We start from the raw sequence: 21,486 nt of genomic DNA on the forward strand, positions 1-21,486 counted from the left end.
TTTTATTTACCTAATCAGTTCGTTTTTTTGCACGAGGGTGAGTGTTGTCGTACACTTTGGCTAAATGTTGAAAATCTAAATGTGTATACACTTGTGTAGCCGACAAACTGCTGTGCCCTAGTAACTCTTGCACGGCGCGTAAATCACCAGATGATTCTAAAATATGTGACGCAAACGAGTGGCGTAGCTTATGCGGATGAACCTGCGAGCTAATGCCTTGTTTTATTCCCCACTCTTGCATGCGTAGGCGCACTTGGCGAATCGAAATACGGTTTTTTTGGCTACTTAAAAATACTGCTATTTCATCGGGCTTTGCAAACTGAGGGCGTATTGTGAGCCATTTTTTTAATGCGTCTAACGCTTTTTTGCCCACCGGAATTAATCGCTCTTTATTACCTTTACCACGCACTAAAATTTCACCATTGGCAGCGCTAATATCTTGCATATTAGCGCCAACTAACTCGCTTATACGCAGCCCTGATGAATACATTAACTCCATCATTGCTTTATCTCTAATTGCGAGAGGTTCGTCGTCGGGTATTTCGAGCAAGCGTGCCATTTGATCTACATCGAGATTTTTAGGTAGGGGCTTTGCAAACTTAGGGCCTTTTATACCTATAGCCGGATTATGGTAATGCGATTGCTCGGCAATATTTTTTGCTTTTAAAAACTTATACAAGCTGCGAATACAACTGAGCTTTAAGCTAATTGTACGGCCACTTAATTGCTTTGATCGCAGTGCCATACTGTAGCGGCGAATATGCTCTCCTTGTACGCCAAACCAGTCATCACATAGTTTACTAAAATATAGGGCTGCAAAGCCAAGTTGGCTTACGTATTGATTAACTGTGTGCGCTGAATATTGTTTTTCAAACTTTAAATAATCGCTAAATAGCGTTATGGGTGTACGCCAGTGGTCGCTTAGCGCGGTAATATTAGGCGCATCGTCACTCATGCTAGTTTTTGTAACCGCAGGTGTAATGCGTTTATAAAGTCGAGCACAAACAGGTTATCTTGCGCGGGCTCAAAATGGTTTACGTTATTGCTACCAAACGCCAAAATAGCGATAGGGTGCTTGGTGTCGCCAATTAAATAAATAGCGACGGATTGTGTATCTTCACTAAATAATTGTTCGCGCTCTTGTTTATTAATTCGCCCTAAATAATGCCCAGAATGGGTAAGGCGATGCGCAATAAGCTCGTCGTACTCGGGATTGTATTTTACTAATTTGCAGTCGTTAACATCTTCACTTGAGCAGATTATATTGCGTAGATTATTTGCAAGAGTGTCAAAATCGTCATGATTCCAAAGCTGGCGATGACATTGGCTAAACAAACGATATACGAGCTCGTTTTGAGTTGCATGCTTGCTCATAGCATCTATTTGGCTTTTTAAAAGCGTGTTGTGCTCGCGTAATTGACGTTGCTGAATATGTACTAGTGACGTTGCACCTTGAGCTTGCTGTTGCAGCTCAAGTTGTGCGAGTAGCTCAGGGTGATGAACTAAAAAGTCAGGATGTTGCTGTAAGTAATTAATAACCTGCTCTGTACTTAGCTCGCTCATAGTGCTACTTGTCCGTCGAAAACATGCTCTGCGGGACCAGTCATGCGCACCGGGTGACCTTCACCACTCCAGCGCACTTGCAAACTACCGCCCGGCAAATCTACTTGAACGGTTGTTGATAATTTATTTTGCATATGACCAATCACCATTGCTGCACACGCACCTGTGCCACAGGCTAGGGTTTCGTTAACGCCGCGCTCCCACACTCTTAGCTTAATGTGTTCTTGCGATACAACCTGCATAAAGCCAATGTTCGCTTTTTGCGGAAAGCGTTCGTGGTTTTCAAGTAATGGACCCAATATATCAACTTGCGCGGTGGTTACGTCGTCAACTTCTAGCACGCAATGTGGGTTACCCATAGATACCGCGCCACTAAATACAGTGTGTTCTTGCGTTCTAATAATATAAGTAAGCTCGCGTTTGCTGGCTTTTAACGGAATTTTACTTGGCTCAAAATTAGGATGGCCCATGTTAACAGTTACTTGACCGTCTTTTTCTATGTAGAGCGTTAAGTTGCCCGACTTAGTCGATACACTAATTTTGTGCTTGTTAGTAAGGCCTTTCATGCGTACAAAGCGGGCAAAACAGCGTGCGCCGTTACCGCATTGTTCTACTTCGGTACCATCGGCATTAAAAATTCGATAATGAAAGTCGAGATCAGGTGAATATGGTGCTTCAACCATCAGCAATTGGTCAAAGCCAATGCCAAAGTGGCGATCTGCCAGTTTTTTGATTTGGTCTCGCGACAAAAAAACATTTTGTGTAATGTTATCAATCACAACAAAGTCGTTACCTAAGCCGTGCATTTTGGAAAAATTAACTAACATAGCGCTCTAATTCGGTTTTGCTCTGTGCTAATCATGCCACAGAGCAGCTAGTAGACAAAAACGTTTATGGTAAAACTTTCTCACCTTGATAAAGGCTTTCAATAGTTTCGCGTTCACGAATAAGGTGATGCTGCTGACCATCTACCATAATTTCTGCAACACGCGGGCGCGAGTTGTAGTTTGAGCTCATGGTAAAGCCATATGCCCCCGCACTTCGTTGTGCAAGTAAATCGCCTTGTTTAAGTGCTAGTTCGCGGTCTTTTCCTAAAAAGTCGCCGGTTTCGCACACCGGACCCACAATATCAAAGTTGTGAGTAGGTGTTTCGTCGTCGCGAACGGATACCGGAATAATTTTTTGCCACGCTTGATAAAGCGCAGGGCGAAGCATATCGTTCATACCAGCATCGACAATGGCAAAAAATTTGTCTTGGTTTTGTTTGATAAATTCAACTTGAGTAACCAAAATACCTGCGTTAGCTGCAATAGCGCGCCCTGGTTCAAAAATTAGTTCAAGATGTTTGTAGTTAGCTAAGCGTTCGGTAACTTGCGCTGCATATTCACTTGGGTGTGGTGGTTGCTCGTTGTTATATGGCACGCCTAAACCGCCGCCGATATCTAAATGAGTTAGCTCAATACCGTTAGTTTTTAGCTCATCAATAAGCACCATTAATTTATCAAGGGCTTCTAAAAAAGGTCTAACTTGCGTTAATTGAGAGCCAATATGGCAATCGACACCAATTACTTTTAAACCAGGTAAAGCCGCTGCTTGTTGATAAACACTCACTGCTGTTTGAATATCAATACCAAATTTATTTTCTTTTAAACCGGTAGAAATATACGGATGTGTTTTTGCATCTATGTCTGGGTTTACGCGAATAGAAATAGGCGCTTCTAGGTTAAGCTCGCAAGCCACTTCAGAAATACGCTCAAGCTCAGACGCCGACTCTACATTAAAACATTTAATGCCCAGTTTTAATGCGTAAGCTATTTCGTCAGTCGTTTTAGCCACGCCTGAAAAAACCACTTTAGAAGCATCGCCTCCCGCTTTAATTACACGCGCTAGTTCGCCTTTAGATACAATATCGAAACCCGATCCTAAGCGCGCTAATATATTAAGTACGGCTATATTTGAATTTGCTTTAACGGCGTAACACACCAAGCTTTTATGATTTTTAGTGGCGTTAGCAAATGCTAAGTAATGGCGCTCAAATGTAGCACGCGAGTATACGTAACACGGCGTACCGTATTGCTGCGCTATGCTTGCAACACTTACGTCTTCGGCAAATAATTGGTTGTTTTTGTAGTTAAAATAATCCATTTATTGCTCCTGGCTTTGCGGTGTTTTGGCTTGCTCAGCGGTAGTGGCTGGTTTAGCTGTATTTTGAGGTTGGTTTTGCTCTGTTTGTTGTTCTGGTAAATATAACGGACCGCTTTGTCCGCAGCCAGCTAAGGCGCTTAACAGTACAGTGCTTATTAATAGTCTTTTTAATTGTAAGGTATGTGTCGCTTTCATTAGATTAATACGGTTGCTGGCTTTATAATCGCAGAGTAACAGAATATCTAAAAAATGCAGCTATTCGCGGATGATTTTATTCCTGTTACACTAAGGCTTGTTTATCTCTCGAGGTTGAATTTGCGCTGCCCGTTGGGTTCGTCCTAGGAACGATTTGCTCTTTGTTGCTCGGTTTTAACTTAGTCCACTAGGTTACAAACCTGGCGCCGCGATTAAATCGCCCCTAGATAGAACAAATTTCAATCCTGAAAGGTTAACAGGCCCTAGCTGCACATTTTTAAAGCTAACTTAAAGCTAAAACGTACCCAATATTAGGCGGCTCGCCTGCAAAGGAAATAACAATGACTGAACACGAATATCACCAATTAGCCGAAGCTCTTATGTTCACTATTGAAGAGCAGGTTGATGATTGCGAAGCTGATTTAGATTATGAATCGGCACAAGGTATTTTAGAAATTATTTTTCCTGATAAAAGTAAAATAGTGATCAATAAGCAAGCACCTCTTCATCAAGTATGGGTTGCGACTAAGTTTAACGGACATCATTTTGAAATGCGTGATGGGTTATGGATTGATAACCGCTCTGGCGCTGAATTTTGGGCGTTTATAAATGAAGCCTCAACTCGCCAAGCAGGCCAAGAAGTTAAGTGGCAATCATCACTATGAGTTTAGAATTTGTAGAATATGCAGCCCAAAGTGAACACAAAGCAACAGTTATTTGGTTACATGGTTTAGGTGACTCTGGGGATGGTTTTGCGCCAGTAGCCCCGCAGCTAAATTTACCAAGCGAGCTTGGTATACGGTTTATTTTTCCGCATGCGCCAGTGCAACCGGTCACCATAAATGGTGGCATGGAAATGCGCTCTTGGTACGATATTAAGTCTATAGAATTAGATAAGCGTGCCGATGAACAAGGCGTAAGGGATTCTGCTGCAAAGGTAGAAGAGTTAATTAATAAAGAAATTGCTAATGGCATTCCTGCTAATAAAATAATTTTAGCTGGTTTTTCTCAAGGTGGTGTTGTGTCTTTGCATTTAGCGCCGCGCTTTGAGCAAAAGCTTGGGGGTGTTATGGCGCTTTCTACTTATATGTGTGTGCCACACAAATTTGCTGATGAAGCAAAACATACTGATTTAAACGTATTTATGGCTCATGGTAGCCAAGATAACGTTGTACCGCACAGTGCGGGTAGAAATGCGTTTGAAGTATTAACAGCACATAACATGGATGTAAGCTGGCAAGAATATCCAATGGCTCATCAAGTTTGCGCAGAAGAATTGCAAGCTATTCGCCAATGGTTAATTGCTCGTTTAAGCTAATTTTGGAACCGCTGAGGTCAATATGAGTCAAAAAATAGTTATAAAAGCAAATGTTAAACGCGAATTACAACAGAGCGTACCAACGGTAAGCTACGAGTGGAATTGGCGTCGTATTGTGAGTATTGCTATGTTGGTATTAATGACCTCTGCAGCAGTTGTTTATGGCTTAACCACCTCTGTTAATGCAGAGCAAGGTGAGCACCCAAATGAGCAGGAACAATTCTTAAATTTCAGCAGTAACGCTGAAAACCAAACAAGCGATGAGGTAATGGATGTTGAGCCTCAATCATCAGTAAACAATACCCCTGCTGAGTCTGTAGAGGTAACTCAAGCGAGTATTGAACCTTTGTTAGCTGAGCAAAATGAGGCTCAACTAAGCATTTCAAGTAATACATCTGATGAAGCTGAGCTTGTAAATAATCCCCCTGTTTTATTGGCTAACAACGATAGTGTTACTGAACAAAGCGAAAGCATTAATACAGAGTTAAACTCAAACCTTGATAATGATGTGCAAGAAGAAACCGCAGAAGCTCAAAACGTGATTGAGCCTGCTAGTCAAAGTGACTTAGTTTTAGAGTTAGAAAGTGATGATGGCGCATTGAGTGGCACTGAAGGTTTTTCCTCTACAGCACATGTGGCAAGTGTGGCATTGGGGGCGCAAATAGACACGGGTAAAATTAGTCGCGCGGTACTTACTCGTAAAGTAAGTAAGCGTGAGCCTACTAATGTGTTTGCTGCTGATATTAGGTTAAGCCAGTTTGAGGAAGGGTTATCGTTTTTTAGCGAGATTAAAAACCTTCAAGGCCAGCAAGTTAAGCATGTTTGGTCGTTTGAAGGTGAAACGATGGCTGAAATTACACTTAATGTTACTTCGCCTCGTTACAGAACGTACTCAACAAAAAATATAATGAACACACAAACAGGTCATTGGCGTGTTGATGTAGTTGATGAGCAAGGTAATTTAATTGCCCAAAAAGAATTTAGAATTTTAGCTGACTAAAACTGGCTAAACGCAGTAATTAATTGGATACCCCTATGACAGAAAAAACAAAATTAGTACGCATCGCAACGCGCAAAAGCGCTCTAGCACTTTGGCAGGCCGAATTTGTAAAAGCAGAGCTTGAGCGTTTTCATGCAGATGTGCGCGTAGAATTAGTCCCAATGTCGACACAAGGGGATATAATTTTAGATACGCCATTGGCCAAAATTGGCGGTAAAGGCTTATTTGTTAAAGAACTAGAGCAAGCCATGCTAGATGGCCGAGCTGACATTGCCGTACATTCTATGAAAGATGTGCCAGTAGAGTTTCCTCAAGGGCTAGCACTGCATACTATTTGTGAGCGTGAGGATCCACGCGATGCGTTTGTATCAAACAATTTTGCAAATTTAAGTGCCCTACCACAAGGCTCTATTGTTGGTACTTCGAGCCTACGCCGCCAGTGCCAAATTAAGGCACTTCGCCCTGATTTAGATATTCGTGATTTACGCGGCAATGTAAATACGCGTTTAGGTAAATTAGATGACGGCCAATATGATGCTATTATTTTAGCGGCTGCAGGGCTTATTCGTTTAGAAATGGAGTCGCGTATTGCTGACTACATTGAGCCAGAAGTGTCATTACCAGCAAATGGTCAAGGCGCTGTAGGTATTGAATGTCGTATTGATGATGAAGTAACCAAAGCATTACTTGCACCACTTGAGCATACACAAACACGTATTCGCGTAAACGCAGAGCGTTCGATGAATCGCTATTTAGAAGGTGGTTGCCAAGTTCCTATTGGTGCTTATGCATTGGTTGATGGCGAACAAGTGCATTTACGTGGTTTAGTTGGTGCTGTTGATGGCAGCGAAATTTTACGTGACGAAGTAACAGGCCATGTAAATGACGCAGAAAAACTAGGTATTGAGCTTGCTAAAAAATTACTAGCTCAAGGTGCAGACAAAATATTAGCTGAAGTTTATAGAGACGCATAAATGACACATATTCTGATAACTCGGCCCGAAGGAAAAGGCGCAGCCCTTGCACAGCAACTTGAGCAAGCGGGTTATCAGGCGTCTTTATTTCCGGTATTAAAAATAACGCATTTAACACCCTCCAGCACTGAGCTTAGTTCGCTATTAAATGCAGATAAAATAATATTTATCTCGCAAGATGCAGTCAGTGCACTTTCGCAATTGAAACCAGATATAAATACCAAAGCGCAGTTTTATGCGGTTGGACAACAAACAGCCGGTGTTATATATGAGCAATTTGGTGTGCGCGCAGCAGTACCAAAGCAGTATGATTCAGAAGGGTTACTTGCGCTTAAATCACTCGCCGAGGTGGATGGCTGTAATATAGTATTAGTTAAGGGCCAAGGTGGCCGCCCTGAGTTAGCTAAAACGCTCAAAGAGCGCGGTGCTTTTTTAAATAATTGTGTTGTGTACAAACGTGAACCGACAGAGAGTATCACCTCTAACTGGACAGACCACTGGAAAAGCCAGAATGTACACGGTATAGTCATAACAAGTAATGCAGCAGTTGATGCTATATTTAAAAGCCTTACTGCACACCAACTACAATGGTTACAACAGTGCCGATTTTATGTTGCTAGCGAGCGTATAGCCGCTTATTTAAAGCTGCAACAGGTAAGTTCGGCTAATATACACATTGCAGCAGGGGCTAGCGATAATGCTATGTTTACCTGCATAAATCAGCAAGGTAGCAACATGAGCGAACAGTCAAAGCCAGTAACGGCAGAAAAAGCCACACCAACAATAGCTAACACGACCTCTGCTAAATCAACTAAGCAAGAGCCTACAGCTACAAAAAATACGGCAGACAAAAGTAAACAAAAAATAAGTAAGGTTGCAGTACTTGCGCTTCTTATTTCGTTAATTGTGGCCTCTGGTGTTGGATACGAGTTTTATCAAAAATTAAATGCTGGTAAGGCGCAAAACCTAGCCGTTAATGAGTTAAGCGAGCAAAATAAGTTACTCACCCAGGAGCTGCAAGCACTTAAATCGGCGCAATCTAATTTGCAACAAGCGCTGTTTAATAGTGAGGAAAAAGTTGCCGCAGCCCTAAATGAAAGTGCAGTTCAAAATCAGCAAGAATTGAAAGCCGCTTTGCAAAAGGCGCAGCAACAAGGCTCATCTTTAAACCCACAAGAAGTAACCAGCTTACAACGTATGGCTGAGTTTAAACTATGGGCTGAAAAAGATTACCAAGGCGCTAGTGCTGTTTTAAAACGCTTAGATGGGTTACTTAGTGAGCACCCAGGAACAGTTGAAGTTCGCCAAGCTATTATGCAAGACATACAAACACTTGATAGCCTTAAACCTGTTGCAACAGAGGCTATTTATTTACAGCTAAACAGTGTACTAAGCAGTATTGATGACTTAGTTTTTAATGCAGTTAATTTACCAGAAGAAGCAGCTACAATAGATGAAAATGCTTTAAGTGGTGACGTGAGTGATTGGCAGCAAAACTTGAGTAATAGCTGGAATAAAATTGTGGATAGCTTTATTACTATTCGCCAGCATGAAGGTGTTTCCATTGAGCCATTACTGACGGATCAAGAGCGCCATTTAATAAATCAACGAATCAAGCTTAATATAACTCAGGCACAAGATGCACTTATGAGTAAGCAGGCGAGTATTTTCTTTAGCGCCTTAAGTGAAGCAAAACGCTTAGTTGGTGAGTATTTCAAGCAAGACGATGATACAACTAAAACGGTCCTTAAAGCGTTGTCTAAACTCGAAAAAGAGCAGCTTAACTTTAATCCAAAAGTAACCTTAAACAGTACACAAAAGGTTAAGGAGTGGGCGCAATGATAGGGCTAATTATTTTAATTGTAGCTATTGTTGTTGTACTAGCGGTTACTCCATTTGTGCTAGATGAAAAAGGTTATGTACTTATTTCATTTAACAATACGACGATAGAAGGCACGATAGTCTCGTTTTGTATAATGGCAGTCATTACCGCTGTTGTTTTATATTTAACATATAAATTAATCCGCTACTTATTATCGATTTATCATAATACCAAGCATGGCTTTTTTGCACGTAGCCAAGAGCGCAAACAAGCAGCTATTGAACAGGCGTTGTGGAGTGCTATTAATGATGATTATGAGCATGTAGAGCAGGCTCTATCGGGTAATAGCGTACCAGATAAGTTTGAAGATATTCGCTTAGCATTACTTGCAAAAGCAGCGCTTGCTAATAATCAAACAGATAAAGCACTTGAGCGTTTATTTGAAATAAGCCCAGAGCATCAATTAAAAGTGGCAAAACTTTGGCTCGCAAGTGGTGATAGTAGTGCAATTGAATCGCAAATGCGCGCAAGTGCTGAAGCTAAAAAAGCCACCGCACTTGAGTTAAAACTTTATGCAGAAGTATTAGTACAGCAACAACACTTTAGTGCGCTGGAAGATTTTTTGCCGCGTTTATTACGCAAAAAAGCACTTACTGATGCACAGTGGACGCAGTTATTTAGTGCCTACTTTAATGCGTTAGATGCAGACAAACTGAGTGAAAAATATAAACAGCTACCGAAAAAGCTGCAAGCTCATGCCCACACCGCATATTTAATGCAAATGGCGCAAGCAGGTCAATTGGCTGCTATTGAAAGTGACTTAATTAAAATGGTTAAGCACAATGAGCAACACTTAGAGCTTGCCAATATATTAAGTAAAGCAACAGCAGCCGATGCGCCTAAGTTGCAAATAAACATACAAGAACGCCTTAAAAAGGATGATTCAAATAATTCACTATTACTTGCGCTGGCTTGCCTTGCTAATGCTAAAGGTGATTATGACTTAGCAGCTAGAATTTTTGATAAAGCACTGAATAGCGACAATAAAAAACAGTTCTCTGAACAAGCTGTGTTGAGTTATAAAAATAGTGCACAAGCAGAAAAGGCGCTCGTTTTATATCAATAAATGACTACACTATAACTACTTAGCATTTTTTGTAGTTCAGGAGCACAAGCATTGAGAAAGTTTTTAATATTAACCCTTAGCTTGGCTTGTGCTTACTTTTTTACTGGGTATTTTAGCAACTCACTTCTTTCTGTAGATGGCTATGCGGTTGCCTCTTGGCCGCCCTCAGGAATTGCTTTAGCGAGCTTTTTAATTTGGGGACGTAAGTCATTTATTGGCCTTATTATTGGTGCTTTTTGTACTAACTTAATTCATCTTGATAACACCGTAGATATTCTTCATTTTAATGTGCTTTTACAAGCTATTTGCGTCACTTTAGCCTCTGTTTTACAGGCTTGGATTGGTCGTCAAATTATAGTAAATGTTATAAAGACTCCACTAGATTTATCTTCTTTAAAACACAGTGTGCAGAGCTTAATAGTAGCAGGACCAATATGTTGTGTTATTGCTGCAGGTGTAGGAACAAGTTTATTAGCATTGAATAATGTGATTCCGACCAATGCTATTTTTGATAACTTTATAGCATGGTGGATTGGCGACAGTATTGGCGTACTTATATTTACACCTTTAGTACTCGCCGCTTTTAATTACACACAAGTACGCCACCGTATGCTGGTAATTTTACCCTCGCTATTAATTTACATACTGATCAGCGCTAGTTTTTATGGCGCTGCTAGTGTTAAAAAAGAAAAAGATATTCAAAAGCAAGAAGCCAAAATACTTACTGTGCAAAATGCTATAAGCCAAAAGCTTGATGGTATTACTGCTCATTTAGGCTTATTAGCTACATATTTTGCTAGTAGTAGTGACGTGGATTTTAAAGAGTTTAAACAATTTACTTCAAAGCAGTTGGACTACAGCCAAGAAATTCTAGCTTTCGAATGGATACCTTATATACCAGCAAATAAACTCGCAGATTTTGAGACACATGAAAATCCAGCCACAGGCAAACCTCTATACATAAAAGAAAAGTCACTAGATGGAGCTTGGCAACCAGCAGGTACGCGTAGTAATTACTTTCCAGTAAAGTACGTATATCCCTTAAAAGGTAATGAAGATGTTTTAGGGTTTGATTTAGCTTCTAGTAAAGTAAGAGGTGCAGCGCTTAGCAAAGCGAAAGAGCTTAATGAACTTGCACTAAGTGAGCCAATTAACTTGGTCCAAAATACAGCCGAACACGGTGTGCTTTTTTTATATCCTGTTTTTAGAGAGTCCTCTACCGAAGATGATTTTCAAGGCTTTGTGGCAGCGATTGTCAGCCTGAAACGCTTATCGCAAACATTATTATTTGATCACAACAACTCAATTTCAGCTAGCTTTTTTGATACAACGATACCAAGGAAAAAGCAGGCAATTTATATTGCAGATACCGCTAATTCGCAAGCGCTATTTAAAGAATATCAATTGTTGATTGGAAAGCGTATGTGGCAGGTTGAGTTATATGAGCCAATAGTTAGAACGTCTTGGTTAGTATATTGGCTTGCACAAATAGTAGGTATGTTGTTTGTGTGGTTACTGATTACATTTTTGATTTCAGTTACTGGTACAAACATACAAATTCGCGAACAAGTGGCCAAGCAAACACATACACTACGCAAAGAAAAACAAAAAGCAGATGAAGCGAGTCATATAAAGGGGCAGTTTTTAGCAAACATGAGCCACGAAGTCCGCACCCCTATTAACGGTATAAAAGGGCTGCATTATTTAGCGCTCCAGCAAAACGATTGGCAACAAGCTAGAAGTTACATAGAGCAAGCAGATGGGGCACTTGGTGTTTTACTGAGGGTATTAAACGATGTGCTCGACTTTTCAAAAATGGAAGCAGGCAAGCTAGACTTAATGCAAGAGCCTATTAATGTAGCGAGTTTAGCGGATGAAATGCTTAATTTACTTCAGTTTGAGGCTGACATTAAATCAATAAAGTTAAGTCTCGATTTTGATAAAACATCAAATTTGGTCATTAATACCGATCCAATCCGCTTAAAACAAGTGCTGCTGAACCTGCTCAATAATGCGGTTAAATTTACAGGGGAAGGTGAAATCACTCTGAAAATTTGGCAATCGAAAAAAATGACTTATTTTAGTATTAACGATACGGGTATTGGTATTAGTAGCGAAGCACAAAAACAATTGTTTAAACCGTTTTCGCAAGCCGATAGCTCAACCTCACGCCAATATGGTGGTACAGGCTTAGGATTAAGTATTTGCAGAAAACTAGTTGAGTTAATGGGTGGTGCAATTGATTTAGTTAGTTATGAAGGTAAAGGCTCTACATTTACATTTAGTTTGCCGCTAATATCGCCTTTACCAAAGGCAGAGCAAATTCAGCAGCAATACAACGAAATAGACGTAAGTACATTATCATTTACAGGCTATAAATTACTTTTAGTAGAAGATAATCCACTTAATCAGCATGTTGCTAATGCTATTTTAAAAACGAAAGGCTGTATTGCCGACATTGCTAACGATGGTTTTGAAGCCATAGAAAAGCTAGCCGAAAATAGCTACGACATTGTGCTTATGGATATTCAAATGCCAAAAATGGATGGACTCAAAGCAACAAAAGTAATTCGTCGTGATTTAGAGTTAATTGATTTACCCATAATAGGGCTATCGGCGAACGCCCATGACGATGACGTTAAAAAGGCACTAGCCTGTGGAATGAATGGCTATATTACCAAACCTATTGATGCAAATACGCTTTTTAAAACTCTTTGGCATCACTTATCAGGAAAATAGGCTATATCATTTTTTTGCACAAAAAGCAGACATATGACCGCTAAAACTTACCGCAAATCATATAGACTTGAAAAATAACTGTATCTGCGTATCATGCGCGCAAATTTAACTAAACTGGGTTGCTATTATGATCAATAGAAAATTACCTTTGCTAGATATTCACCGCCATTTAGACGGTAATGTACGTGCGCAAACCATATTAGAACTTGGTCGACAGTTTAATATAGAGCTACCTGCAGATAACGTTGAAGCATTAATCCCTCATGTTCAAGTTATTGATCCTGAACCAAACCTCATGGCTTTTTTACAAAAGTTAGATTGGGGAGTTACTGTGCTTGGCGACTACGATGCGTGTAGACGTATCGCAATTGAAAACATTGAAGATGCACAAGCACAAGGTCTTGATTATGTGGAGCTTCGATTTAGCCCTTACTACATGGCACAAAGCCAAGGTTTACACCCAGAAGGCGTTGTAGAGGCAGTTGTTGATGGTATTAAATCAGCAACAAAGGGCGCAAATATAAAAGCTAACTTGATTGGTATTTTATCGCGTACTTATGGCGTAAAAACGTGTCAAAAAGAGCTTGATGCATTACTCGCATTTAAAAAGGATTTAGTCGCTGTTGATTTAGCCGGTGACGAAATTGGCTTCCCGGGTGAGTTGTTTGTAGAGCACTTTAAACAAGTACGAAATGCGTATTTAGCTTCGACTATTCATGCTGGAGAAGCACTTGGTGCTCCAAGTATTTGGCAAGCAATTAATGAGTTGGGTGCGAGCCGAATAGGGCATGGCGTTAAAGCAATTGAAGATCCAAAACTAATGGATTATTTACGCGATAACCGTATTGGTATTGAGTCATGCTTAACAAGTAATATTCAAACCAGTACAGTAAACGATTTAACTAAGCACCCACTTAAACAGTTTTTAGATTATGGTATTTTAGCGTGTATTAATACTGATGATCCTGCGGTTGAAGGTATTGAAATTGAGTATGAATATACCGTTGCTGCACCTAAAGCTGGCTTATCTCAAGCTGATATGGAAAAAGCTCAAAAAAATGCGTTAGAAATAGCATTTTTAAGCGATGGCGATAAAAAAGAACTTTTAGCACTCGTTAGCGCACGTTAATTTAAGAGCATTAAAAATGCCGCTTTATATAAGCGGCATTTTTGTATCTGCAATTTAGTGTGTTTGGCAGCTTATGTAATTATCGTAAAGTGCTTTAAGTACATCTGCTCGGCTGATCATACCGATTACTTTAATGCCCTCTACAACAGGGTAGTTTTTTGGTTTACCAGGCTGCATCTGCTGTGCAAGCTCAATAATGTTGGTATCGCCGCTAACGGTCACTACCTCTGTTTGCATAAGCTGCGATACTTTAACCATCCCATCACAAAAATAACTGCTTTGAGTAAGTGGTTGTAACAGCTCTTGCTCTGATATAAATCCAACTAAGTATTTATCTTTATCAAATACTGGTGCGCCAAGTAGTTTAAATTTTTGTAGTTCTGCTATGGCTGTCGTCATTTCTGTATCTGGTGTGATATTTGGCAACTTGCGTTGCATAAAATCTTTTACTTTTGTATTTAGCATTTGGGTCTCTCCCGCTGATGTTCTATACAAAGTATGGTTTATAGATAGGGATTTAGGAAATTGTTTATATTGATGGAGTTGATAGGTTTTAACTATTAAATATTTGTTGTTATAAAAATAAAGGCACCGATTAGGTGCCTTTATTTATAACTGAAAGTAAATTTCAATTATTTGATAAATGCGAATGCATCTGCGTACATGTTTTCACGAATTGCACCATGAGTAATAAAGTCATCACGGACAATACCTATCATGTCAAAACGACCTGCCATATAAATATCGTATGGTTCTAGTGACACAATATCTTGCATTACTGCTTTGTGTACATAGCCAGTGTGTCCTTGCCAATTAGCAGATGGATTTTCTACTACAGGAATAAACTTAAAATTCTCATGGCTATCTGCCCATGCTTGCATTTCTGTGTGTGCGTATAAAGCAGATTCTTCTTTTACGCCCCAGTAAAACAATACAGGACGGTCGCATTTTATTTCAGCTAAATGATCAGCCATTGATTTTGCGTATGAAAAACCAGTACCACCGGCGAGTAAAATAATAGGGCGCTCACATTGCAGGCGCAACTGTGAAATACCCAAGCCAGCTTCAATGTCTACTAACTGCCCTGTGGTATGGGCGTTTCGTAAATGCTCTAACGATTGCATTGCATACGAATCGGCACCTGAGGCGCCAATATGCAGTTCTATTGCATCGCACTGTGAAGGGCGACTAGCTATAGAAAAAGCACGTTTGTCTTTTTCGCCTAATACGAGTTGCATGTATTGGCCAGCTTCAAAGGTCACAGGTTGTTGTGGCTTTAAAATTACTTTATGAACAAATTCTGTAAGTGGGCTGATAGCTACAACTTCAGCTTTTAATGTTTGCATTTTTTACCTTTTAGCAGCGCTTGTAACAGCAGATACGCAATCGAATAGCTCGATTCTAGCATATCTGCAGGGTTATTTTATAGCCTGATATGTACTTACATATAAACACTTAAACAATATTAAGGCTTTCCCAAATATCATCTACACGGTCTTTGGTGTCTTTATCCATAACAATAGGCTCGCCCCATTCGCGGGTGGTTTCGCCAGGCCATTTATTGGTAGCATCCATCCCCATTTTTGAACCAAGACCTGAGACTGGCGATGCAAAATCGAGATAATCAATAGGTGTGTTCTCTATTAATGTTGTATCACGCGCTGGATCCATTCGGGTTGTTATAGCCCAAATAACATCTTCCCAATCGCGGGCGTTAACATCGTCATCGCAGACGATTACAAATTTGGTGTACATAAACTGACGTAAGAACGACCAAACTCCCATCATCACGCGCTTAGCATGGCCTGGATATTGTTTTTTCATTGTTACAATCGCCATACGATATGAGCACCCTTCAGGCGGAAGGTAAAAGTCGACAATTTCAGGGAATTGCTTTTGTAGTATCGGCACAAACACTTCATTAAGTGCCACACCTAAAATAGCAGGCTCATCAGGCGGACGGCCGGTAAATGTGCTGTGATAAATAGGATCTTTACGATGCGTTAAATGAGTGACCGTCATTACTGGAAAGTCATCGACTTCATTATAGTAACCGGTATGGTCACCATAAGGGCCTTCTGGCGCCATTTCACCAGGCATTATGTAACCTTCAAGTACTATTTCTGCACTGGCAGGGACTTGTAGGTCATTTGAAATAGATTTTACAACTTCGGTTCTGCTGCCACGTAATAACCCAGCGAATGCATATTCGCTTAGAGTGTCAGGTACAGGCGTTACGGCACCTAATATAGTGGCAGGATCGGCACCTAATGCTACCGATACAGGGTAGGGTTGCCCTGGGTTTTCTTTACACCATTCTTGAAAATCAAGCGCGCCACCACGATGTGACAACCAGCGCATAATTATTTTATTTTTGCCTAATAATTGCTGGCGATAAATACCTAAATTTTGGCGCTTTTTATAAGGCCCTTTAGTAACTGTAAGGCCCCAAGTAATTAATGGCGCTGCATCACCTGGCCAGCAATGTTGAATAGGTAATTTAGTTAAATCTACATCATCACCTTCTAAAACTACTTGCTGGCAAGGTGCTTTTTTAACTTCTTTTGCAGGCATATTAAGCACTTGCTTAAAAATAGGTATAGCGCCTAGTGCTTCTTTAATACCCTTTGGTGGATCAGGTTCTTTTAAAAAAGCGAGTAGCTTACCCACTTCGCGAAGCTCGCTAACATCTGTTTGGCCCATGCCCATTGCTACGCGTTTTGGTGTACCAAATAAGTTGGTAAGTACCGGCATATCGTAGCCTTTTGGGTTTTCAAATAATAACGCAGGGCCTTTTGCACGCAATGTGCGATCAGATATTTCGGTCATTTCAAGATACGGGTCGATTTCTTGGGTGATACGTTTAAGTTCGCCTTTTTTTTCAAGCAAATCGATAAAATCACGTAGATCTTTATATTTCATTGTGGGCCGCTATTAAGCAAAAGAGTTAAAGTATTATACCCATTTCATGCAAGGCAAGTCATTACTTGCACTTAAAACTTAAAGCGCTCTACGGCACTCGTTAAAGAGTGTGCAAGTTGGTTTACGTCTTCACTTTCGCTTGCTAGGGTTGTCGCATTTTGGGCATTCAAGGTTGCTTGCTCTGTCACCTTTGCCATTATTTGTTGAATGTCGCCACTGTTAGTCAATTGCTCATGTGATGCATGAGCAATTTGCTCACTCATCTGATTAACAGACAACAATGTGCTTTTAATACGCTCTACGGCTTTATTTAGTTCAATGCTGTTTTTAACACATTGCTTGGCTTGGTATTGGCCATCAGTAATGTGTTCTTGAGTTGTTTTAGTGTGTTGTTGCAATGTTTGGATCATGGTGTTTATTTCGCTAGTCGAGGTTTGTGTACGAGCAGCTAATGATCGAACCTCATCAGCAACTACAGCAAACCCGCGTCCGTTTTCACCCGCTCGCGCTGCTTCAATTGCAGCATTAAGTGCTAGTAAGTTAGTTTGCTCGGCAATGCTACTAATTGTTTCAACAATGGCTTCAATAAGCTGGGTGTACTGTGCGAGTACTTCTGTGCTGCCTACTGCTTTATCAAGGCGCTGCAATAAAGTTTCTATACTTAGACTATTTTGATTAGCAATCTCGTTTACATCATTTGCAAATTGCGATGCATTGGTTATTTCACTTGATGTTTTATCAGCTTGCTCATAAACCGCTTGTGAGTTGGTTAGCATATTTTGTGCAAGCGATGTTGCCTGCGCGCTTCGCTCTAACTGCTGTTGTGCAACAACCGTCATTTGCTGACCTTTTTCACTGGTTTTAATAGCGCTGCGGTCTAGTTTGTGGGCGTCGCTACTAATTGCACCAATTAGGTTAGTAAGGTCTTCACTGAGTTTATTTATGTTATTTAGCAAAGTACCAAATTCATCTTTACTACGTGGGTGGCTTCGCTTTGATAAATCACCTGAGGCGATTCGGGCTAAATCGCGGTTTACTTTTTTAAGCGGTTTTAGCATTGCGCGAGTTGTAAAAATAGAGATTGCGATAATCAATATAATTAAAACAATCGTAATAATTACTACAGAACTAATCCCTGTATTTATGGCGGCCTTTGCATTAGTTTGTAAGGCATTAAAGCGCTCATCAGCCAATTTATTAAGTTCAATAAGCTGACCTTCTGTTGTTATAAATTGCTGTTGAAAGTGTTCAAAATTTTGAGCCGCAGCAATAGCACTTTTGAGTACTTTATTTTGTTGGGCGTAAATTCCTGTATCGTTGTTAAGTAACTCTCTTAATTGATTAAACTTAGCCGTTAAATTTTTAGCATTAAACGCATTATCAAAAGGTAGCGCTTGTTGCTCTAAATAGGTGAAATTAGGTTGGATGTTATCTAGTAGAAATAGAGTATCTTGCTGATGACTATTTAAATCATTGATACTTGCAGTTTGAGTAATGCTTTTTATATTATTGCTTAAGTTAAACAATAAATCATCTATACGGGTCGCTGTTCCAAACATAGCATTAAGTAACGCCTGCTGTTTTACAGGCACTTCTAAAAGTTCTATATCAAGTAAGTTAGAACTTAAATTGTAAAGTTGCTCGTTAAACGTTGCTGATAATTCTATGGTGGAATTTTGCGCTACAAACTTACGCTCTTTAGCGCTAAACATTGCGATACTTACTTCAGTCAGTTGCTCGAAACCTGCGTTGGTACTGGTGAGTAAATTTTGCATTGTTATTTGTTGATTTAGTTGAGTGCTTAACAAATTGAGCATATCGCTAAATTGTTGTTGCTCAACTTGCGCCTGTTTTTTATTTTGTTGAAGTAAATCAAGGTTTGCTTGGCTGTAAGCTAAGGCGTTAAATTTGGTAATAGACAGTAATGATAGCCTTAAATCTTTGCTGAACTGTTGTACCGGAACCGCTAATTTTTCGGTTCGGGTATTGTTAACGCTAATTTTGTTTAATGACCAATAAAAAAATACACTACTTGTTAGCACCAATATGCCAATGGCTGTAAAGGCTAAAATTATTTTATGTTTGATCGCAATTGAACGCATAACTTCATCACAATAATGGGTCTTTAATTATTGTAGCATTATTGTGATTTATTGGTTGTTTTTATGTTAAACCTTGGTGCACTGTCTTTTTTTACCTGCAATGATTAACATGGCTTCCTTACCCTTACCCCAAAACAGTACCTCTTCACTTATATATTTATTCCCAGATGCACTTTTTTCGTGATTAAGTACATGCACTTTATTGTTAAAGATAAGTTCGGCTTCAGAATTATTAATAATATTGAGTTTTACGCTCTCATCATCGCATTGGTAAGCAGTACTGGTTTTTAAATCACTACATGCGGTTAAGCTTAGTAAAATAGCGATTAATGCTAAATATACTTTCATTTTTCCTCCCATCTTCTTTAAACGTTAGTTAAAACACAGGGCAAAATTTTAATCTAATGTAAGAATAACAAAGCAAAATTAACCGTTGGTGAAAGTAGCGCTTTAAGTTATGTTTATAGCAATATTTTTTGAGCTCGGAAGCTTTATGGCAGGCACTAACCTTTTAACGTTATTAGATGATATAACCACTTTACTTGATGACATTGCGACAATGAGTAAGGTTGCAACAAAAAAAACAGCGGGTGTATTAGGCGATGACTTAGCGCTCAATGCACAGCAGGTTACAGGTGTAGCAGCAGAGCGTGAATTACCGGTTGTTTGGGCTGTGGCAAAGGGCTCATTTTTAAATAAAGCGATACTCGTACCCGCTGCTTTATTAATAAGCGTATGGCTGCCTTGGTTAATAACACCGCTTTTAATGATGGGTGGTTTGTTTTTATGTTTTGAGGGAGCTGAAAAAGTATTTGCTAAGTTTTTGCCTCATAACAGTGAAGCGGTAGACGAGGGTGAGAAATTAGATTTAGTTGAGTACGAAAAACAAAAAATAAAAGGGGCAATAAGAACCGACTTTATTCTTTCTGCCGAAATTATTGTGATTACTTTAGGTACTGTGGCAGGTGCTACATTGCTTAATCAAGCTTTAGTGCTTTGTGTTATCGCAATTATAATGACTATTGGTGTTTATGGCTTAGTGGCAGGTATTGTAAAACTGGATGATGCCGGGCTTTATTTACTCAACCAATCAAAGGTAACAGCTAATAAATTTAAAGAATTACTTGGGAAAGGCTTACTCGCAGCAGCGCCTAGGTTGATGCAGTTTTTAGCATTTGCGGGCACCATCGCGATGTTTTTAGTCGGTGGCGGGATTTTAGTACATGGTGTTGAGTTACTGCATCATACTCAAGTCGATGTAACAAACTATGCCCAATCTGTTGCTGGCGGTACAGGAGAGGTATTAGCTCCTCTATTGTTTGATGGTTTGCTAGGCGTGATTGCTGGCTTAGTTGTTGTGCTTATACATGTAGGTTATACAAAGTTATTTAAAAAATAATTCCAAGCTGGCGTACTTGTTGCGCCAGCTATATTGAAATTCACTCATTCACAGTTAGCTATTTTACAAAGAGATTCCAATTCAAATTGTGCTTTAGTATTTTTTTGCTCAATGGCCTTTTTGTACCAATAAATAGCCTGCTGTTGATCCTGATCTATTCCCTGACCATCACGATACATTTGCGCTAAATTTAATTGCCCCCATTGAGAGCCCGCTTCAGCAGCTTGTTTAAAGCTATTAAATGCTTCAACAAACAAACCATCTTTAAAATAAATAATGCCTTGTTGATTGTTTTTATCGAGCTTTAAGCCTTTATATAGTGGCTTAGGTTTGGGAGGATGCATCACAAACCCACCATAAAGGATGTTGGCATAGGGGCGCAGCACGTCGTAAATAGCTTCGTCGTTGTAAAGGCGTGCTACTTCATCACGAGGGAGGGTGATTGTTTTAGTGGAAAAGTAATTGTCTTAAATTAGCTGGCTAGTACGCATTGCCAAAGTAATACTATTATTACGTTTATAGCTGTAGTTGCTTATCTGAAAGGTAATAAATTGTTCGTCAAAATTTAAAACTTGAGCAATTCTTAAATTGGTTAGGGTCCAGGGCTCGTGTGTAAATTTGTCGGCGTGTACTAAGTAAGTATCATATATTTTAGGCGTATTTAAATAGCCTTCCTTTCGAGACTCGCTATTAAGGTGCTGTTGATAAAAAAATAAAACAATCCAAAGTAATAAAAATACACCAATAAAGTATTTAGGTAGGCTTAGTTTTTCTATTAACGGTAGTTGCGTTATTTTTACAGGTTCGCTTTTTCCGCATTGATAGCACTCGCGTTTATAACTTAATTTTAAGGCAAGCATAGGTAAAATACTAAACCGTAAATAGCGGCTTTTATTTACTAAATGGTAGGCGTCGCTTTGACAATGAGGGCAGCGTGTTGTTTGTGCAAAATGTGGAAATGATTCACTCGTGTTGAAAAGTAACATAAAGCACGCTCCTTGTTTAATTACCTAAAGGTAAAACAAGAAGCGTGTTAGTTAAAGCCACAAACT

At 39.7% G+C, this 21,486-nt stretch carries 19 protein-coding genes and 1 pseudogene; 9 read left to right on the forward strand and 11 right to left on the reverse strand.

Going from position 1 to position 21,486, the window contains the following annotated elements; all coding sequences use genetic code 11:
• Positions 1 to 10: 10 nt before the first annotated feature.
• From GQR53_RS06665 to GQR53_RS06685, 5 genes are all read right to left on the reverse strand, one after another.
• On the reverse strand, positions 11 to 955 hold the full coding sequence (locus tag GQR53_RS06665; protein ID WP_024594613.1) for a tyrosine recombinase XerC: 945 nt from the start codon (positions 953 to 955) through the stop codon (positions 11 to 13).
• The gene (locus GQR53_RS06670; RefSeq protein ID WP_149594657.1) at positions 952 to 1,563 is read right to left on the reverse strand and encodes a DUF484 family protein; all 612 of its coding nucleotides are present in this window, start codon (positions 1,561 to 1,563) and stop codon (positions 952 to 954) included. Before GQR53_RS06670 ends, GQR53_RS06665 begins: the two co-directional genes overlap by 4 nt.
• Positions 1,560 to 2,390: a diaminopimelate epimerase gene (gene dapF / locus GQR53_RS06675; RefSeq protein ID WP_165743261.1), complete on the reverse strand. Its 831-nt coding sequence runs from the start codon at positions 2,388 to 2,390 to the stop codon at positions 1,560 to 1,562. Before dapF ends, GQR53_RS06670 begins: the two co-directional genes overlap by 4 nt.
• Before the next feature lie 64 nt (positions 2,391 to 2,454).
• The gene (gene lysA / locus GQR53_RS06680; protein ID WP_165743262.1) at positions 2,455 to 3,708 is read right to left on the reverse strand and encodes a diaminopimelate decarboxylase; all 1,254 of its coding nucleotides are present in this window, start codon (positions 3,706 to 3,708) and stop codon (positions 2,455 to 2,457) included.
• The gene (locus tag GQR53_RS06685) at positions 3,709 to 3,903 is read right to left on the reverse strand and encodes a lipoprotein (RefSeq protein WP_165743263.1); all 195 of its coding nucleotides are present in this window, start codon (positions 3,901 to 3,903) and stop codon (positions 3,709 to 3,711) included.
• A 341-nt stretch (positions 3,904 to 4,244) separates the two neighbouring features.
• On the opposite strand from GQR53_RS06685, the gene cyaY reads away from it, so the two are divergent.
• From cyaY to add, 8 genes are all read left to right on the forward strand, one after another.
• Positions 4,245 to 4,568 carry an iron donor protein CyaY gene (cyaY, locus tag GQR53_RS06690; protein WP_002960979.1) on the forward strand — a complete coding sequence of 108 codons (324 nt, stop codon included), beginning with the start codon at positions 4,245 to 4,247 and terminating at the stop codon, positions 4,566 to 4,568.
• Positions 4,565 to 5,221 (forward strand): alpha/beta fold hydrolase, encoded by a 657-nt coding sequence (locus tag GQR53_RS06695; RefSeq protein WP_002960978.1) that lies wholly within the window; start codon positions 4,565 to 4,567, stop codon positions 5,219 to 5,221. The genes cyaY and GQR53_RS06695 overlap by 4 nt, the downstream gene beginning before the upstream one ends.
• Positions 5,222 to 5,243: 22 nt before the next feature.
• On the forward strand, positions 5,244 to 6,221 hold the full coding sequence (locus GQR53_RS06700) for a DUF2914 domain-containing protein (protein WP_165743264.1): 978 nt from the start codon (positions 5,244 to 5,246) through the stop codon (positions 6,219 to 6,221).
• A 35-nt stretch (positions 6,222 to 6,256) separates the two neighbouring features.
• Positions 6,257 to 7,195 (forward strand): hydroxymethylbilane synthase, encoded by a 939-nt coding sequence (gene hemC / locus GQR53_RS06705; RefSeq protein ID WP_024605933.1) that lies wholly within the window; start codon positions 6,257 to 6,259, stop codon positions 7,193 to 7,195.
• The gene (locus GQR53_RS06710) at positions 7,196 to 9,037 is read left to right on the forward strand and encodes a uroporphyrinogen-III synthase (protein WP_165743265.1); all 1,842 of its coding nucleotides are present in this window, start codon (positions 7,196 to 7,198) and stop codon (positions 9,035 to 9,037) included.
• The gene (locus tag GQR53_RS06715) at positions 9,034 to 10,143 is read left to right on the forward strand and encodes a heme biosynthesis protein HemY (RefSeq protein WP_165743266.1); all 1,110 of its coding nucleotides are present in this window, start codon (positions 9,034 to 9,036) and stop codon (positions 10,141 to 10,143) included. The genes GQR53_RS06710 and GQR53_RS06715 overlap by 4 nt, the downstream gene beginning before the upstream one ends.
• A 51-nt stretch (positions 10,144 to 10,194) precedes the next feature.
• Positions 10,195 to 12,882: a CHASE domain-containing protein gene (locus tag GQR53_RS06720; RefSeq protein ID WP_165743267.1), complete on the forward strand. Its 2,688-nt coding sequence runs from the start codon at positions 10,195 to 10,197 to the stop codon at positions 12,880 to 12,882.
• A 127-nt stretch (positions 12,883 to 13,009) separates the two neighbouring features.
• Positions 13,010 to 14,011 carry an adenosine deaminase gene (add, locus tag GQR53_RS06725; RefSeq protein WP_165743268.1) on the forward strand — a complete coding sequence of 334 codons (1,002 nt, stop codon included), beginning with the start codon at positions 13,010 to 13,012 and terminating at the stop codon, positions 14,009 to 14,011.
• A 54-nt stretch (positions 14,012 to 14,065) separates the two neighbouring features.
• On the opposite strand, the gene GQR53_RS06730 is transcribed toward add, so the two are convergent.
• The 5 genes from GQR53_RS06730 to GQR53_RS06750 form a co-directional block, all read right to left on the reverse strand.
• The gene (locus GQR53_RS06730) at positions 14,066 to 14,476 is read right to left on the reverse strand and encodes a CBS domain-containing protein (protein ID WP_165743269.1); all 411 of its coding nucleotides are present in this window, start codon (positions 14,474 to 14,476) and stop codon (positions 14,066 to 14,068) included.
• Between the two features lie 167 nt (positions 14,477 to 14,643).
• Entirely contained in the window at positions 14,644 to 15,357 is a 714-nt protein-coding gene (fre, locus tag GQR53_RS06735; RefSeq protein WP_149594663.1) for an NAD(P)H-flavin reductase, read from the reverse strand.
• 109 nt (positions 15,358 to 15,466) lie between these two features.
• On the reverse strand, positions 15,467 to 16,933 hold the full coding sequence (gene ubiD / locus GQR53_RS06740; RefSeq protein WP_002960958.1) for a 4-hydroxy-3-polyprenylbenzoate decarboxylase: 1,467 nt from the start codon (positions 16,931 to 16,933) through the stop codon (positions 15,467 to 15,469).
• Between the two features lie 71 nt (positions 16,934 to 17,004).
• Positions 17,005 to 19,035: a methyl-accepting chemotaxis protein gene (locus GQR53_RS06745; RefSeq protein WP_165743270.1), complete on the reverse strand. Its 2,031-nt coding sequence runs from the start codon at positions 19,033 to 19,035 to the stop codon at positions 17,005 to 17,007.
• A 66-nt stretch (positions 19,036 to 19,101) separates the two neighbouring features.
• Positions 19,102 to 19,383 (reverse strand): MliC family protein, encoded by a 282-nt coding sequence (locus GQR53_RS06750; protein WP_024605925.1) that lies wholly within the window; start codon positions 19,381 to 19,383, stop codon positions 19,102 to 19,104.
• Positions 19,384 to 19,528: 145 nt separating this feature from the next.
• Between GQR53_RS06750 and GQR53_RS06755 the strand changes: the two genes are divergently transcribed.
• Positions 19,529 to 20,434: a DUF808 domain-containing protein gene (locus GQR53_RS06755; protein WP_024605924.1), complete on the forward strand. Its 906-nt coding sequence runs from the start codon at positions 19,529 to 19,531 to the stop codon at positions 20,432 to 20,434.
• A 44-nt stretch (positions 20,435 to 20,478) separates the two neighbouring features.
• Here the strand turns inward: GQR53_RS06755 and GQR53_RS06760 are convergent.
• Positions 20,479 to 21,420: pseudogene (locus tag GQR53_RS06760) on the reverse strand (sel1 repeat family protein).
• Positions 21,421 to 21,486 lie beyond the last annotated feature (66 nt).

The sequence above is a fragment of the Pseudoalteromonas sp. Z9A6 genome (assembly GCF_011378805.1).
Taxonomy (GTDB): Bacteria; Pseudomonadota; Gammaproteobacteria; order Enterobacterales; family Alteromonadaceae; genus Pseudoalteromonas; species Pseudoalteromonas distincta.

Bases quoted from the DNA above. Each gene is read 5' to 3' on its own strand.
- GQR53_RS06665 (WP_024594613.1), bottom strand. From the start codon at position 955: ATGAGTGACGATGCGCCTAATATTACCGCGCTAAGCGACCACTGGCGT.
- GQR53_RS06670 (WP_149594657.1), bottom strand. From the start codon at position 1,563: ATGAGCGAGCTAAGTACAGAGCAGGTTATTAATTACTTACAGCAACAT.
- dapF (WP_165743261.1), bottom strand. From the start codon at position 2,390: ATGTTAGTTAATTTTTCCAAAATGCACGGCTTAGGTAACGACTTTGTT.
- lysA (WP_165743262.1), bottom strand. From the start codon at position 3,708: ATGGATTATTTTAACTACAAAAACAACCAATTATTTGCCGAAGACGTA.
- GQR53_RS06685 (WP_165743263.1), bottom strand. From the start codon at position 3,903: ATGAAAGCGACACATACCTTACAATTAAAAAGACTATTAATAAGCACT.
- cyaY (WP_002960979.1), top strand. From the start codon at position 4,245: ATGACTGAACACGAATATCACCAATTAGCCGAAGCTCTTATGTTCACT.
- GQR53_RS06695 (WP_002960978.1), top strand. From the start codon at position 4,565: ATGAGTTTAGAATTTGTAGAATATGCAGCCCAAAGTGAACACAAAGCA.
- GQR53_RS06700 (WP_165743264.1), top strand. From the start codon at position 5,244: ATGAGTCAAAAAATAGTTATAAAAGCAAATGTTAAACGCGAATTACAA.
- hemC (WP_024605933.1), top strand. From the start codon at position 6,257: ATGACAGAAAAAACAAAATTAGTACGCATCGCAACGCGCAAAAGCGCT.
- GQR53_RS06710 (WP_165743265.1), top strand. From the start codon at position 7,196: ATGACACATATTCTGATAACTCGGCCCGAAGGAAAAGGCGCAGCCCTT.
- GQR53_RS06715 (WP_165743266.1), top strand. From the start codon at position 9,034: ATGATAGGGCTAATTATTTTAATTGTAGCTATTGTTGTTGTACTAGCG.
- add (WP_165743268.1), top strand. From the start codon at position 13,010: ATGATCAATAGAAAATTACCTTTGCTAGATATTCACCGCCATTTAGAC.
- GQR53_RS06730 (WP_165743269.1), bottom strand. From the start codon at position 14,476: ATGCTAAATACAAAAGTAAAAGATTTTATGCAACGCAAGTTGCCAAAT.
- fre (WP_149594663.1), bottom strand. From the start codon at position 15,357: ATGCAAACATTAAAAGCTGAAGTTGTAGCTATCAGCCCACTTACAGAA.
- ubiD (WP_002960958.1), bottom strand. From the start codon at position 16,933: ATGAAATATAAAGATCTACGTGATTTTATCGATTTGCTTGAAAAAAAA.
- GQR53_RS06745 (WP_165743270.1), bottom strand. From the start codon at position 19,035: ATGCGTTCAATTGCGATCAAACATAAAATAATTTTAGCCTTTACAGCC.
- GQR53_RS06750 (WP_024605925.1), bottom strand. From the start codon at position 19,383: ATGAAAGTATATTTAGCATTAATCGCTATTTTACTAAGCTTAACCGCA.
- GQR53_RS06755 (WP_024605924.1), top strand. From the start codon at position 19,529: ATGGCAGGCACTAACCTTTTAACGTTATTAGATGATATAACCACTTTA.